General features: G+C 63.2%; 11 protein-coding genes. 10 read left to right on the plus strand and 1 reads right to left on the minus strand.

Annotation, left to right across the window (positions count from 1 at the left end):
• Positions 1-440 precede the first annotated feature (440 nt).
• Genes SARO_RS21005 through SARO_RS07745 form a run of 5 tightly spaced genes read left to right on the plus strand, consistent with a single transcriptional unit; the run spans position 441 to position 5411 of the window.
• The gene (locus tag SARO_RS21005; protein WP_143004904.1) at positions 441-626 is read left to right on the plus strand and encodes a hypothetical protein; all 186 of its coding nucleotides are present in this window, start codon (positions 441-443) and stop codon (positions 624-626) included.
• Positions 627-630: 4 nt separating this feature from the next.
• Positions 631-2244 carry a TonB-dependent receptor gene (locus tag SARO_RS07735; RefSeq protein ID WP_256325474.1) on the plus strand — a complete coding sequence of 538 codons (1614 nt, stop codon included), beginning with the start codon at positions 631-633 and terminating at the stop codon, positions 2242-2244.
• Positions 2241-3044, plus strand: a complete 804-nt coding sequence (locus tag SARO_RS21585; RefSeq protein ID WP_256325475.1) for a TonB-dependent receptor — start codon at positions 2241-2243, stop codon at positions 3042-3044. The genes SARO_RS07735 and SARO_RS21585 overlap by 4 nt, the downstream gene beginning before the upstream one ends.
• 10 nt (positions 3045-3054) lie before the next feature.
• Positions 3055-4428 carry an MFS transporter gene (locus SARO_RS07740; protein WP_011445195.1) on the plus strand — a complete coding sequence of 458 codons (1374 nt, stop codon included), beginning with the start codon at positions 3055-3057 and terminating at the stop codon, positions 4426-4428.
• Positions 4429-4460: 32 nt separating this feature from the next.
• Positions 4461-5411 (plus strand): TauD/TfdA dioxygenase family protein, encoded by a 951-nt coding sequence (locus SARO_RS07745; protein WP_011445196.1) that lies wholly within the window; start codon positions 4461-4463, stop codon positions 5409-5411.
• Positions 5412-5549: 138 nt separating this feature from the next.
• On the opposite strand, the gene SARO_RS07750 is transcribed toward SARO_RS07745, so the two are convergent.
• On the minus strand, positions 5550-6494 hold the full coding sequence (locus SARO_RS07750) for a MurR/RpiR family transcriptional regulator (protein WP_324608752.1): 945 nt from the start codon (positions 6492-6494) through the stop codon (positions 5550-5552).
• 247 nt (positions 6495-6741) lie between these two features.
• Between SARO_RS07750 and SARO_RS07755 the strand changes: the two genes are divergently transcribed.
• The 5 genes from SARO_RS07755 (at position 6742) to SARO_RS07775 (ending at position 13702) form a co-directional block, all read left to right on the plus strand.
• On the plus strand, positions 6742-8853 hold the full coding sequence (locus SARO_RS07755; protein ID WP_234007421.1) for a TonB-dependent receptor plug domain-containing protein: 2112 nt from the start codon (positions 6742-6744) through the stop codon (positions 8851-8853).
• Between the two features lie 160 nt (positions 8854-9013).
• On the plus strand, positions 9014-9901 hold the full coding sequence (locus SARO_RS07760) for a phosphate/phosphite/phosphonate ABC transporter substrate-binding protein (RefSeq protein ID WP_143004903.1): 888 nt from the start codon (positions 9014-9016) through the stop codon (positions 9899-9901).
• Positions 9898-10620, plus strand: coding sequence for a phosphonate ABC transporter ATP-binding protein (locus SARO_RS07765; RefSeq protein ID WP_011445200.1), 723 nt, complete (start codon positions 9898-9900; stop codon positions 10618-10620). The genes SARO_RS07760 and SARO_RS07765 overlap by 4 nt, the downstream gene beginning before the upstream one ends.
• Entirely contained in the window at positions 10617-11570 is a 954-nt protein-coding gene (gene phnE / locus SARO_RS07770; protein WP_011445201.1) for a phosphonate ABC transporter, permease protein PhnE, read from the plus strand. The genes SARO_RS07765 and phnE overlap by 4 nt, the downstream gene beginning before the upstream one ends.
• A 23-nt stretch (positions 11571-11593) precedes the next feature.
• Positions 11594-13702, plus strand: coding sequence for a phosphocholine-specific phospholipase C (locus tag SARO_RS07775; protein WP_011445202.1), 2109 nt, complete (start codon positions 11594-11596; stop codon positions 13700-13702).
• Positions 13703-13743 lie beyond the last annotated feature (41 nt).

A 13743-nucleotide genomic window follows, 5' to 3' on the forward strand; every position in this document is an offset into this window, starting at 1 on the left:
ACTAGCCGCGCGGTGTATGGGCTGGCCAGCCGTCCAGCTTTGCCGGCGGAAAGTTTTCGTTGCGCCATGAATTGTGCCGCGAAACCTTGACCAAAAAGACTCAACTGAATAAGTAGAGATTAACCCGCATGGCTTGAAGGTGATCAGGCCGCCATGCAGTTCAAGGGTCCTGGTCCGCGGCATTTGATCGGGAAGCAGCTTGCTCCGCGTTACCAACCGCTAAAGCGCGCGATGCTGGGGCGACGGCGCCAGGCATCGTGTTCCCTCCAACAGAGAGGTGATACGATGCAGACCCATATGATGCGCGCCTGACGCGCAGCCTGCCGGACATTCGCTGACGCTCCTGCTGCCCTGACCGGGCACGGGGCAACCGATCCGGCTTTCCAGACATAACGCAATTCGGGTCGGCCGCTCGCGACCGACGCCCGGAGGAGTGCGTCATGCGACCGCTTACCAGTTCCGATCTCGCGGAACTGGCACGGTATCCCGCGTCACTGCAGCAAACGATTGTTGCCCTTTGCGGCGTCGCCACCGGCGGCTCCCAGCGCGAATCCGTGCCCGTTCCAAGCGTCACCACCATCGGCCGCGCCTCCGCTGCGGCAGCATTTACGGGTTCAGGGAAATAACAGAATGAACAAGGTTTTCATCTCCAGGCAGCGTCTCCTCGCACTCTCCGGCATTGCCCTTGCGCCGCTGCTTTCCAGCGCTTCGGCTTGGGCAGCCGATGCTGCTACTCAACCTGCGGCGCTTGAAGACGTGGCGCCGGAAGCGGCGGCCGATGCCGGCGGCGAGGCTATCGTCGTGACCGGCTCGCGTCGCCGCGACGAGAATGTCCAGGACGTTCCCGTCGCCGTCAGCGTGATCAGCGCCGATGCGCTGGAGAAGCGCGGCGACTTCACGCTTGGCCAGATCCAGCAGCAGGTGCCCAGCCTCCAGGTCTTCAGCTTCAACCCGCGCAACACGAACATCAACATCCGTGGCCTCGGTTCGAACGTGGCATTGACGAACGATGGGCTGGAGAACGGCGTCGGGTTCTATATCGACAACGTCTACTATGGCCGCGTCGGCCTCTCGCAGTTCGACCTCGTCGACCTCCAGGGTATCGAAGTGCTGCGCGGCCCACAGGGCACGCTGTTCGGCAAGAATACGACGTCGGGCGTCATCAACATCACGTCGCGCACGCCCAGCTTCGATCCCGAACTTTCGGCCGAGGCAAGCCTTGGCAACTACGGCTTCCACCAGATCCGCACTTCGGCTTCGGCGGGCATCGCGCCCGATCTACTAGCGGTGCGCATTTCCGGGGCGATCAGCGGGAACGACGGGTTCCTGTTCAACAAGACCACCAACACCCGCGCCCAGAACTACCGCAACGAGAGCGTGCGCGGGCAATTGCTGTTCACGCCTGATCCCGATTTCGAAGTCCGGATCATCGGCGACTACGCAAAGCAGGAACAGTATCATGTTCTCTCCGTCTTTGCGGGCCTGCACACGACGTATGCCGACGGCACGACGATCCCCAACAACTTCGCCGTGCGAGCGGCGCGCTTTGAGGGCTATACATTGCCGACGTTCCGGGCCTTCGACCGGATCGGTGAGGCCGACAGCCACTACCAGTCCAACATGGAAGGCTATGGCGTTTCGGGCGAGGTCAACTGGGACTTCGGGGCCGCCGCGCTGACTTCGATCACCGCCTATCGCTGGTGGGACTGGAATCCCGCCAACGACGGCGACAGCACTTCGCTGCCTATCGTGACCAAGGCGCAGCAGGCCAACCGCCAGCGGCAGTTCAGCCAGGAGGTCCGGCTGGCGTCCAAGGGGAACCGGACGGTCGACTACGTGGTGGGCGCCTACTACTTCTGGCAGCTCGTCAAGGGTTACGGGGCCACCCGTTATGGCTCGGCCGCCGCCCTGTGGAACTTGCCGACGGTCAATCAGACGATCGCCAATGCAGCGCTCGACGGGTTCGAGGCCAATTCCACCTCTACGCCCGAGACCCGGACCTTTGCGCTGTTCGCGCAGACCGATTGGCACTTGTCCGACGCCCTCACGCTGACCACGGGCCTGCGCTGGAGCCATGAGAAGAAGTCGGGCGCTTTCAGCCAGTTCTGGGTCGACGGTGCCGACCTTTCGGCCTTCACGACAGCGCAGGTCACCGCGATCAACGCGATCCGCACCCAATTCAACCCGGTCACCAATTTCTCCACCAGATTCACGGACAACAGCCTTTCGGGCGTTGTCAGCTGAACTGGAAGGTCGCGCCCGACGCGAACCTCTATGCAAATTATTCGCGCGGCAACAAGTCGGGAGGCCTGAACCTCACGGCACTTCCCACCGGTATCAGCCCCGACGTCGCGCCGGAAAAAGTCGACGCCTTCGAACTGGGCCTGAAGTCGCAGTTTCTCGACCGCCGCGCCACGTTCAACGCTGCGGCTTTCTGGACCGAAATCAGCGACTACCAGACTGCGATCACCGAGCAGGTGCCCAACACGGTCAACGTCCGCCAGTACATCGCCAACATCCCGAAAGTGCGTTCACGCGGCATCGAGGGAGATCTCGCTTTCCGCGCGAGCGATAACCTGTCGTTCAACGTATCGGCCAGCTACACGGACGCAAAATATGTCCAGTATGCCAATGCTCCCCAAGCGGTAGAGAACCTCAACCTCGGTGGAATCCAGGACCTGTCCGGCAAGCCTCTTTCCGGTGTGCCGAAGTTCTCTTGGTCGGTAGGGACCGATGGAAGCGCACCGCTGGGCGATCTCGGTGGACGTACCTTGAGCGTGTACGCGCACGCCGATTATGCACACCGGTCCAGCTTCAACACGTCGGCAACGAATTCGATCTGGGCGCAGGTGCCGGGGTTCGGCATCGCTAACGTGCGCCTTGGGCTGAAGACTGACGACGGCCTGTGGGACCTTTCGGTCTGGGCACGCAACCTGTTCGACAAGGACTACTTCCTCAATCTTTCCGCCGCGAACACCGGCGTGGTCTCTGCCCAGGTGGGCGAGCCGCGCACGTACGGTGTCACGCTGCGGACCCGGCTGTGAGTGCGCTGACATGACCGCCGTCCGCAACACCTCGTCGAACGCTCGCTTTTTCCGTCTCGGCGCGATCTACCTTCCGGTGACTGCTGCCGCGCAACCCGTGGCAGCCTGGCTGCCGGCGATCTATTCGCGCGATTTCGGCCTCTCGCTGGCGCTTGTGGGTACGCTCTACCTCGCGGGCCAATTGCTCAACAGCGTGCTCGACCCCGTCGTTGGTGCACTGAGCGACAGGACGCGGAGCCGCTTCGGTCGCCGACGTCCCTGGATCGCCGGTGGGGGCGTGCTGTTCCTTGGCGGGGGGGCTTTGCTGTTCTTTCCGTCCGATGGCGCGGGAACAGCCTGGCTGCTGGCGGGACTTGCCGCCTACTATACCGGCCTGTCGCTGATCTCGACGCCGCTTCTGGCTTGGAGCGGTGAGGTGGCGGCGGGCTATCACGACCGGACCCGCGCCGCTTCCACTTTCACGCTGCTTCAGTCCGTTGCGCTGGTCGCCGCGCTCGGGCTGGCTGCGATCGCACAGAAGGTACAGCCTGGCGACGGCCGGTTGCAACTTACCCTGTTCGGCGCGCTGGTTGTTGCAAGTGCGGTGCCAGCGCTCTGGCTCACGCTGACCACGCGCGAGGAGCCGGCGTCCATCGCCTTCGATGGGGCGGTGCTGCGCACGCCGCTGTCGCCCCGGGCAGCGCTGCAATCCATCCTCTGCAATTCCCTGCTGCTGCGTGTGCTCGCCTCGGATGCCGCCGTGCGGGCGGGGCAGGGCATCCGTACTGCGCTGCTTCTGTTCTACGTCACGTTCTACCTCGGACGGCCCGAGTGGGCAGCCGGACTGTTTCTGTTCCAGTATGCCTTCGGCATGCTCTCCGCACCGATCTGGCAGCGGATCGGCGTCAAGCTCGGAAAGCGCGATGCCGCTATTCTTGCCGAAGTCCTCCAGTCGCTCATCAATCTCGGTCTGGTGCTGACTACGCCCGAACGGTTCTGGCTGGTGCTGGTGCTGGCCTTCGCCCAAGGGCTGACGCAGGGTTCCGGCAACATCATGCTGCGTTCGATGGTTGCCGACGTTGCTGACAAGCACCGTGCGGATACCGGGGAGGAGCGGGCAGGGCTCTACTATTCGGTCTTCGGCCTTGCCGACAAGATCGGCGGCGCGCTTGCCGCCGGGATTGCCCTGCCACTCATCGCATGGTTCGGCTTCGATCCGCAGTCCGCAACCAACGCGCCCCAGGCGCTGAACGGCCTCCTGCTCGTCTTCGCGCTCGGCCCGGCGCTTGCCCATGCCATTTCCGCTGCCGCCATCTCGGGTTTTTCGCTCGACGCCCAGCAGCACGACGCCATTCGCCGCCACCTCGATACCGCAGCCGATCCTGCGCTCCAGCCGGCCGAATAACTCCCTGAAGCTCAACACGAAGGAGCAAATCCATGACTGCCATCACCACTTATGCCAATGCCAAGGACCCCAACTCTCCTCTCGACATCGTTCCGGTCACAGGAACCATCGGTGCGGAAATCCGCGGCGTGACGCTGTCCGGCGATCTTGATGCCGGGACCGTCCAGGCGATCAAGGATGCCGTCGTGCGCCACAAGGTCGTGTTCTTCCGCGGCCAGAAGGACCTTGACGATGCACGACATGAAGGCTTCGCCTCGTTGTTCGGAGAGCCGGTCGCACATCCAACCGTGCCGGTCGCGGAAGGTTCGCGCTATCTGCTCGAACTCGACAGCAAGGAAGGCTACGCGGCCTCGAGCTGGCACACCGACGTGACCTTCGTCGATTCCTATCCCAAGGGCTCGATCCTACGCGCGATCACTGTTCCTGAAGCGGGCGGGGATACCGTCTGGGCGAATGGTGAAACCGCCTACGAAAGCCTACCGGAATCCCTTCGCCAACTGGTGAACAACCTTTGGGCGGTCCACACCAACCTTTACGACTACGCCGCCGTCCTCAATGCACCCAAGGGCGACGAGACCGAGCGCGAGCGCGTGAACTTCCACAAGAGCGTGTTCGCATCGACCGTCTACGAGACCGAGCACCCCGTGGTCCGCGTCCACCCCGTCTCGGGCCAGCGCAGCCTGCTGCTGGGTCATTTCGTGAAGCAATTCGTCGGGCTCAACCAGGCGGACTCCTCGCGCCTGTTCCAGATCCTGCAGGATCACATCACCCGGCCCGAAAACGTCGTGCGCTGGCGCTGGCAGCCGGGTGATGTGGCGTTCTGGGACAACCAGTCGACCCAGCACCGTGCCGTCGCCGACTTTGGTCTGCAGCGTCGCACCCTGCGCCGCGCTACTATTGCAGGTGAAGTGCCGGTCGGCATCGACGGTCGCCAGAGCCGTACCGTGCGGAAGGAAAAGGCCACCGAATACCAGCCCGCCTGATGGTTGGATGACCTGAGCAGGGCCTGCCCGAGGGCGGGCGGCGGGGTGGCAGACTCTCACTGCCACCCCGCAATTCCAATGGTTTCGAAAGCCGGGGCTTTCCGTCCGCCGCGGGGATTGTCCGGATCGAGGTCGACGTCAGAAACGCTTGATCGAAAGTACGTCGAACGTCTGCTTGAGAACGTCTGTAGAGCGATCGTAGTCAGCCAGCGCCAGCGCCGCGATCAGCGCGTCGATCACACAGAGCTGCGCGATGCGGCTGGTCATCGCTTCGGTTCGGAAACGGGTCTCGCGCGCCATGGTGAACAGCACGACGTCGGCATAGGCCTGAATCGGCGACCGCCCGAAATTGGTGATGACGATGGTTCGCGCCCCGGCCTCGTGGGCGAGCCGCGTCGCGGCCACGGTTTCGTTCGTGGACCCGCTGTGCGAAATTGTCAGCACGGCTACATCCTTGTCGCAGCGGGAGGCTGAGATCGCCTGGACATGGCTGTCGATCACCACGCGGGCGTCCAGGCCGATGCGAAGGAGCCGGTAGTGGGCGTCTTCGGCAATCGGCGCGCTCGACCCGATACCGTAGATTTCCACGCGCCGTGCAGCGCGGATGATGTCGACTGCGGCCGCCATGGCCTTCGGGTCTAGGACGGACAGCGAATCCCGCAAGGCCTGGATGCCGGAATGGAACACCTTTCGGCAGACCGTCTCAGTGGAATCCTCGCGTTCCAGGTCCTCATGGATGAAGTGTACGGGTTGGACGATTTCCTGAGCCAGGCTCAATTTCAGGTGCTGGAACCCGCCTAGTCCAATGCTGCGACAAAAGTTGATCACGCTCCCTTCGCTGGCATCCACAAGCGCGGCGAGATCGGTGATCGACATGCCCACGACGTCAGCCGGATGTTCGACCACGTAGGCTGCGATCTTCGCGGCAGTCTTGGACATTTGCGGCAGGGCCGAGCGTATCCGCGTCAGCGCGTTCTCAACTGGCAGGTGCGCAGTTTCCGTGACGGAAGATTGTGGGCTGGAAGGCATGGTGGAGGGCAGAACCTCGTGACTCGGAAGAATACTCCTCCGCTTCCCTAACATCTTTTCAACGGTGTGAAACTGTTACTGTCTTTGTCTCAATTTTATAAGATCAAAAACTGAGTTTAATTCACAAAGCTGTCACGCAGCGCGCTTAGCTCCCCGTTCGCACATGCAGCATGCCGTCTGATTCCGACAGCTCGGCGCTGTGCGCAACGCAGAATAGCAACGGGGAACACACATGTTCAGGACGTCCATTAAACGGTTCGCTTTGGCGGGCTTGATGCTAGCAGGGAGCTCGCTCCCGGTTTTGGCCCATGCGGCCGAAGATCAGGGCAACGCTCCGGTCGAGGCAGAGGCCGACGCTGACGCGGCTCGCTCGGGGATTGTCGTCACCGGCCAGCGCGAGAAGGTCACGCCGCAGGCTGAACAGGCGGCTGTCTATGGCAACTATGTCCAGGTCGTCGGTGCGGAGCAGATCGCCGCAAGCGGTGCATCGAACTTCGCCGAACTCGCCCAGTTCCTGATCAAGGGCGCCAACGTCGGCTATTCGCCGGATGAAGGCGAATACACGATCCGCCTCGACGGCGGCGGTGACCGCGACACGCTTGTCGTCCTTGATGGCGTGCCGCTCTACGACCGTGGCCCGGCGCTCGAGGAAATCTGGGGCACGACGACGATCGACCCGCACATGATAGAGGCCGTCGAAGTGTTCCGGGGTGGCAACAGCCTGTTCTTCGGTTCGAACGGCGGCATTGGTGTGGTCAGCATCCGCACCAAGCGTCCCGACGGCACCAATCGCGTCGAACTGGGCGCAAGCTATGGCTCGTTCAACTCGCGCGAACTCTGGGGCAATGCGCGCATGGCTCTCGACGGCGAGGGCGGCGCGCACAGCGTGATGGTCTATGGAAGCAGCCAGAACACCGACGGCCCACGCATCTTCAACCCTGCCGATTTCGTCGACAACGTGCGCCTCGCCGGTGGCGTGCAGAAGTACCCTCTCAACCGCAACAATGTTGGCCTGAAGTATCGTTTCAAGCCCAGCGACGCCACCGAGGTCAACCTCAACGCCCAGTACACGCAGATCGAATTCTTCGACGCGTTTCCGGACAACGAGACATATTCGCCCAACCGCGTGCGCTATCCGATCATCGATGCCAGCATCATTCACAAGTGGTCCGATGCCCTGGCATCACAGCTTGACGCCTACTGGAGCAATCCGAAGCTGAACAACACCGAAACCTTTGCCGAGATTTGCCGGGTGAAGGCAGGCTGCGTGGATACCCAGACCGGCAAGGATATTCCGTTCGGGACCGCGACGGGCCGCTCCATCGCCTATCAGTACAAGGGCTATGGCGCCGAATCCAAGGTGTCGGGCTTCATGGAATGGGGCTTCAATTTCCGCAATACGTTGACCCTTCAGGGCGTCGGCGAAGCCGTCGCCGGCGTTCAGATGGTATCGTATCGCAACGATTCAGACCCCGTCTTCAAGATCAGCAACGAATGGAACCGGACGACGGGCCTGTACCTCGACCTGCGTCCGCATCTGCCGTTCAGCCCAACCACCAACATCAGCCTGGCGGGTCGCTTGGACTTCTCCAACGCGTTCGACAGCAAGTTCATCTGGAAGTTCGGCGTGCGCCAGCCAATGGGCGACTTCTATGTTCGCGCCAACGGCGGCACGTCCTACAGCCTGCCCAAGACGAACGAACTCTTTGCCGACAGTGCCACCACGGTCGGCAACCCGAACCTCAAGCCGGAATCGACCGAGACCTACAACGGCGCGATCGGCTTCCAGAAGACGTCGGGTTCGCTCAACGTCAGCGCCGAGATCGGTGTTTTCCGCACCGACATCACCAATCGCATCCAGGGAACGTCGGGTCTTACCCCGAACACCTATTTCAACAACACTGCACTGACGCAGATCCGCGGCATCACGGCAGACTTCAACCTGGCGATCGGCGAACAGTGGTCGATCAATGCCGGCTTCACTCGGCAGAAGGCGCATCTCAAGGGTTCGACGCTGCAGATCAACGAAACGCCGGAATACATGATCCAGGGAACGCTGGCGTGGAATTCGCCCGACCAGCGCTGGCACGTGAACCTGTTCCCGCGCTACCAGGGGCCGGAATACGCGACGGGCGGTCTGAACAACAGCCTGCGCCACAATTTCGGCAATTATCTCGTCGTCAACGGCTCGCTTGGCTGGTGGGCGGGGGAGGACCGCCAGCACCGCTTCCAGGTGCGCGTGGTCAACATCTTCAACGAGAAGTACGCCGAACGCTACGGTTACGGAAACCAGCGCTTCAGCTCCGCGTTCGTTCGCGGCGAAATCACCACGACGAGCCCGAACTACTTCTACGGATACCCTTTCGAGGGCAAGCCGCGCGCGGTGTACGTGAGTTACACGACCGCGTTCTGACCGGGAGGGCGCCGACCTGCAAAAAGGGTCGGCGCCCGACTACAGCCGGGTCACCTGACTGTCACAGGAGAGGCGTAGCTGCGGCCGTGGCGGTGACATGGCACGGAACGGAACCTCTCGAGACCTGTGGCGACGATTGGTCCGCTGGCTTTTCATCGGGATGGCGCTCGTCGCCGGCTTCCACTTGCTCCAGCTCGATCCGCCCTTCGCCTCTCGTGATTTCGAGCAGCCCGTCAGGGTCGTTTTCATTCCCGCCGACGGTGGCACGGCAAGTGGCACCCTGGCCGACTTCAAGCCTCTTTTCGCCGCCCTCACGGAATCGACCGGAATGCGCTTCGAACTCAACGTGACCCAATCTTACAGTGCTGCGGTCGAAGCCCTCTGCAACGGCACCGCTGATTTGGCGTTCGTCGGACCTGCAACCTACCTACAGGCTCACGGCCGGCATTGCGCGGATCTGCTGGCGACGGGCGTGCGCGATGGGCGTGCGCAGTACTATTCGGGCATCTTCGTGCGCAAGGACGCGCCCTATCGCACTATTGCCGACTTGCGCGGCAGCCGCATGGCGTTCGGCGACATCAATTCGACCTCGTCCTTCATAATGCCGGTGGCCATGCTGCTCGATGCGGGGATCGATCCGGCGCATGATCTGGCTGAAGCGCGGCTGACGGGTAGCCATCCCAACAATCTTGCCGCGCTTGCTTCCGCCCGGGTCGATGCGGTGGCCATGTCGTTCGACTCGTTCGATCGAGCCTTGCAGGCGGGCTTGCCCGGCCTGGATTCGGTCCGTGTTCTCGCTCGCAGCGAACCGATGCCCTATCCGCCGTTCACCGTAAGCACCCGCTTAGCGCCGGACCGCCGCCGCCGGCTGCGTGATGGTTTTGCGAAGCTGGAGAAAGGCCGCCGGCACCTGCCTGGTTATGCGGGGAGACAACTGGATCGCTACACCGCGCACGTCAACGAAAGGGCCTTCGACGATCTGGCAGTCAGGCTTGCTCCCGTGACCGGCGAACGCGTCGCGGCAATTCTCCGGCGGACAGACAGATGAGCCGTGCAGGCCTGTCCATCAGCGTTGCCGCAATGACCCTGCGTCACGCCAACGGCACTGTCGCGCTCGATCGTGTGTCCCTTGAACTTGGCGAAGGATCGATTTGCGCGATCATGGGAGCCTCCGGTTCCGGAAAATCCAGTCTGCTTGCGGCAATCGGCGGGCGAGCCATGGCCTGTCAGGGGCGGATACTGCTCGGCGGCACCCTGCTTCTTCCGCAGACCTTGCCCGGATTGCGCCCAATGATCGGACAGGTCTACCAGGATCATCGTCTGGTCCGGCAATCGTCGGTCCTCGCCAACGTCCTGGCCGGTGCGGCGGCGACACTGCCCCTCTGGCGCGTGCTGACGGATCGCTATCCGACCGATCTGGTCGAGCGGGCGGGGTATTTGCTCGACCTGCTCGGCCTCGATGAATCCTTCCTGTCGCGGCGGCTGGATTCACTTTCTGGAGGCCAGGCACAGCGGGTGGGCATCGCACGTGCCCTGATCGGCGGCCCGCGCCTGATTTTGGCGGATGAGCCCGTGGCCAGCCTTGACCCGCCAACGGCACTGCGGGCACTCCGAGCAATCTCCAGCGTCGCGCGCGAGACAGGCGCAACCGTGGTGTGCGCGCTGCACCAGCCCGACCTTGCGGCGTCATTCGCCCAAAGGATCATTCATCTTCAGAAGGGCCGCATCGTCTCGGCCGACGGTTCCGTCGGAAGAGACGCGGCATGACCTCTAGCGCGAACGCCCGCCCCATTTCGCGGCGTCTTGTGGTGATGCTTTCGCTCCTGATCTTTGCTGCGTTCAGCGCCCCGCGCATGGACCTAGGCCGGATTGTTGCATTCGCGTCGGCAAGTCATCCGGGGGGCGGGGCACAGGCCGGCTTACAAGGGTTCAGGCCGCCACAGGTCGAAACGCGCGCTGCAGTGGCGGATCTGCCCGATCGCGATCCCGCCCGGCTTCCACCGTTCGCCCGTATAGAGACTCAAACTATCCGCGAACGCCAGCTCGACCCTGAAACGCTCCAGCCCGTGGAGCGGGAAGTTCGGCGCACATGGCTCGTATCCCCGTTTGGCTATCTCGCTGAGGTGGCGTTGCGTATGATCGAGACGATCGAGATCGCCCTGTGGGGAACGCTGCTCGCGGTGCTGGTCGGGTTTCCGCTCGCCTTGCTGCGCGCTCGCGCCTTTAGCTTGCCCAGGCCGGTGAGGATGCTGGCGAGGATGGTTTGCGCGGGGCTGCGGGCGCTTCCCGAATTGCTGGTCGCGCTCATTCTGGTGGGCCTGCTGGGTTTTGGACCGCCAGCCGGTGTCTTCGCGCTGGGCATTCATGCGGCGGGCTTCATCGGGCGCTTCCATGCGGATGCCTTCGATGACGCAGACCAGCGCCCCGTCGAGGCGCTGCGGGCGTCGGGCGCGGGAAGGTTCGCGGTGTTCCGGATCGCCGTGCTGCCTCAGGTCCGTGCCAACCTCGCTTCCTCCACGCTCTATATCCTCGATCGCAACGTGCGCATGGCGACCGTGATCGGGATCGTCGGTGCCGGCGGCATCGGCCAGGAGCTGAAGGGGCGTATCGACATGTACGATTACGGCCATGCCGCCACGATCGTCCTCGCCATCTTCGCCGTCGTTGCGCTGCTCGACGAATTCGCCGCGCATCTGCGCCGCCGCCAGTCTTCTTGATCCATCGCAGGAGTAGTACCACGATGTCCAACACAAGACGCGATTTCCTGAAATCCGCCGCAATCGGCGGGGTTGCAGGGACCCTTCCGGCCAGCATCGCGCGGGCGCTCGCCGTGCCCGCGCGCCGGACCACAGGTACGATCCAGGACGTGCGGCACGTCGTCATCCTGATGCAGGAAAATCGCTCGTTCGATCACTACTTCGGAACGCTGAAAGGCGTGCGCGGCTTCGGTGATCGCCATCCAGTGCCCATGGAGGGGGGGCGATCCGTCTGGTGGCAGCACAATGGGGCGCGTCACTTGCCGCCATTCCACCTCGATACCAGGACCACCAATGCGCTGAAGGTGCCAGGCACCCCGCATAGCTTCGCCGATGCGCAGGCTGCTTGGAACCAGGGCAAGTTCGGCCTCTGGCCCAAATTCAAGACCGACTATTCGATGGGCTACTACCGCCGGGAGGATATTCCCTTCCAGTTCGCCTTGGCCGAGGCTTTCACCATCTGCGACGCCTATCACTGCTCGGTGACCAGCGGAACGGACCCGAACCGCATTGTCTTCTGGTCCGGGGCAGGCTTCGATCCCGAGCTGTGCGCGCAGGGCATCAATTCGCGTGCCGACCGCAGCGAGCCCGACAATCTGCGCTGCTGGATCAAGGGTGCCCTGCCCGAGCCGGGCTACACCTACGCCTCCAATGCGCTGATGTGGAAAACCATTCCCGAAGTCCTCGAAGATGCAGGCGTCGATTGGCGGATCTACCAGGACCCCAACGACAACTGGACAGGCGCGATGCACGGTGGCCTTGCCTTCGAGGGCTTCCGCAAGTCCCGCCCGGGCGAACCGCTCTATGAAAAGGGCATGCGCCACCATTCGCTCGAGCAGCTTGCCCGCGACGTGCAGCAGGGCACCCTGCCGGCTGTCTCGTGGGTGCTGCCGCCCAAACCCTGGTCGGAACACCCTTCCTCCTCGTCGCCTATCGAGGGAGCTGAGTTTACCGCACGCGTCCTCGATGCGCTTTCTGCCAACCCCGAAGTGTGGAGCGGGACCGTATTCTTCCAGACCTTCGACGAGAACGACGGCCTGTTTGATCACCTGCCGCCCGCTGCGCCGCCGTCCTACAACGCCGATGGTACTCTGGCGGGCAAGGCGACCCTCAGGCTCGATGGACACTACTTCGATGACAACGAAGACCGTCACACCTCTCGCGACGATGTGATTTCAGGCCATCTGCGGCCGTTCGGCCTCGGTCCGCGCGTGCCGATGTACGTGGTTTCTCCGTGGAGCAAGGGCGGCTGGGTCAACAGCGAGGTGTTCGATCATACCTCGGTCGGCCAGTTCCTCGAAAAGCGCTTCGGGATCACTGTTCCCGCGATCAGCCCATGGCACCGCGCAGTGTGCGGCGACATGACCTCCTGCTTCGATTTCTCGAGGGACGGAGACGCCCGCTTTCCCGAACTGCCGGACGTGTCGAACTCCGTGGCGACGATCTCACGCCACCAGCAGCAAGCCCGTCTGCTGCCGCCGCGTGAACCGCAGGGCCTTTTCCAGGAGCAGGGTTTGCGCCGCTCCCGCGCGCTGCCCTATCGTCTCGAGGTGGATGCCAGCATCGAGGCAGGGCGCGTCACGTTGGCCTTCGTCAACAGCGGCAGCGTAGGCGCGGTCTTCCATGTCTATGACCGCCAGCATCTCGACCGCATCCCCCGGCGCTACACGGTCGAGGCGGGCAAGCAGCTAGAAGACGTCTGGCAGTTCGGCGGTGACGCCGGTTTCGACCTGTGGGTGCTTGGCCCGAACGGTTTCCTGCGCCACTTCATGAAGAAGGCGGCGACGGCAGGTGAAGTGCCCGGCGTGCGCATCCGCACATCCGCCCGGCAGGCCAGGCTTGATCTTGCATTCTCCAACCCGGGCGGAGAAAGCGTCGCGGTCACGCTAGGCGACGATGCCTACGGGTTCGCTCAAACACGTCAGGTCGTAGTCCCCGCCGGCGGAACCACGCGTGCCGTCTGGAATGCGGAGCGAAGCCAGGACTGGTACGATTTCACCATCACGACGGCAGGAGTCGCCATTCGTGCGGCCGGACGCATCGAGCGCGGTATCGACGGGGTTAGCGACCCGCTCATGGCGACGGTTGCCTGAGTGGCCGTCGGCCGCTCGTCCTGCGTGCGGCGACGACCTTA

This window comes from Novosphingobium aromaticivorans DSM 12444 (assembly GCF_000013325.1).
Classification (GTDB): Bacteria; Pseudomonadota; Alphaproteobacteria; order Sphingomonadales; family Sphingomonadaceae; genus Novosphingobium; species Novosphingobium aromaticivorans.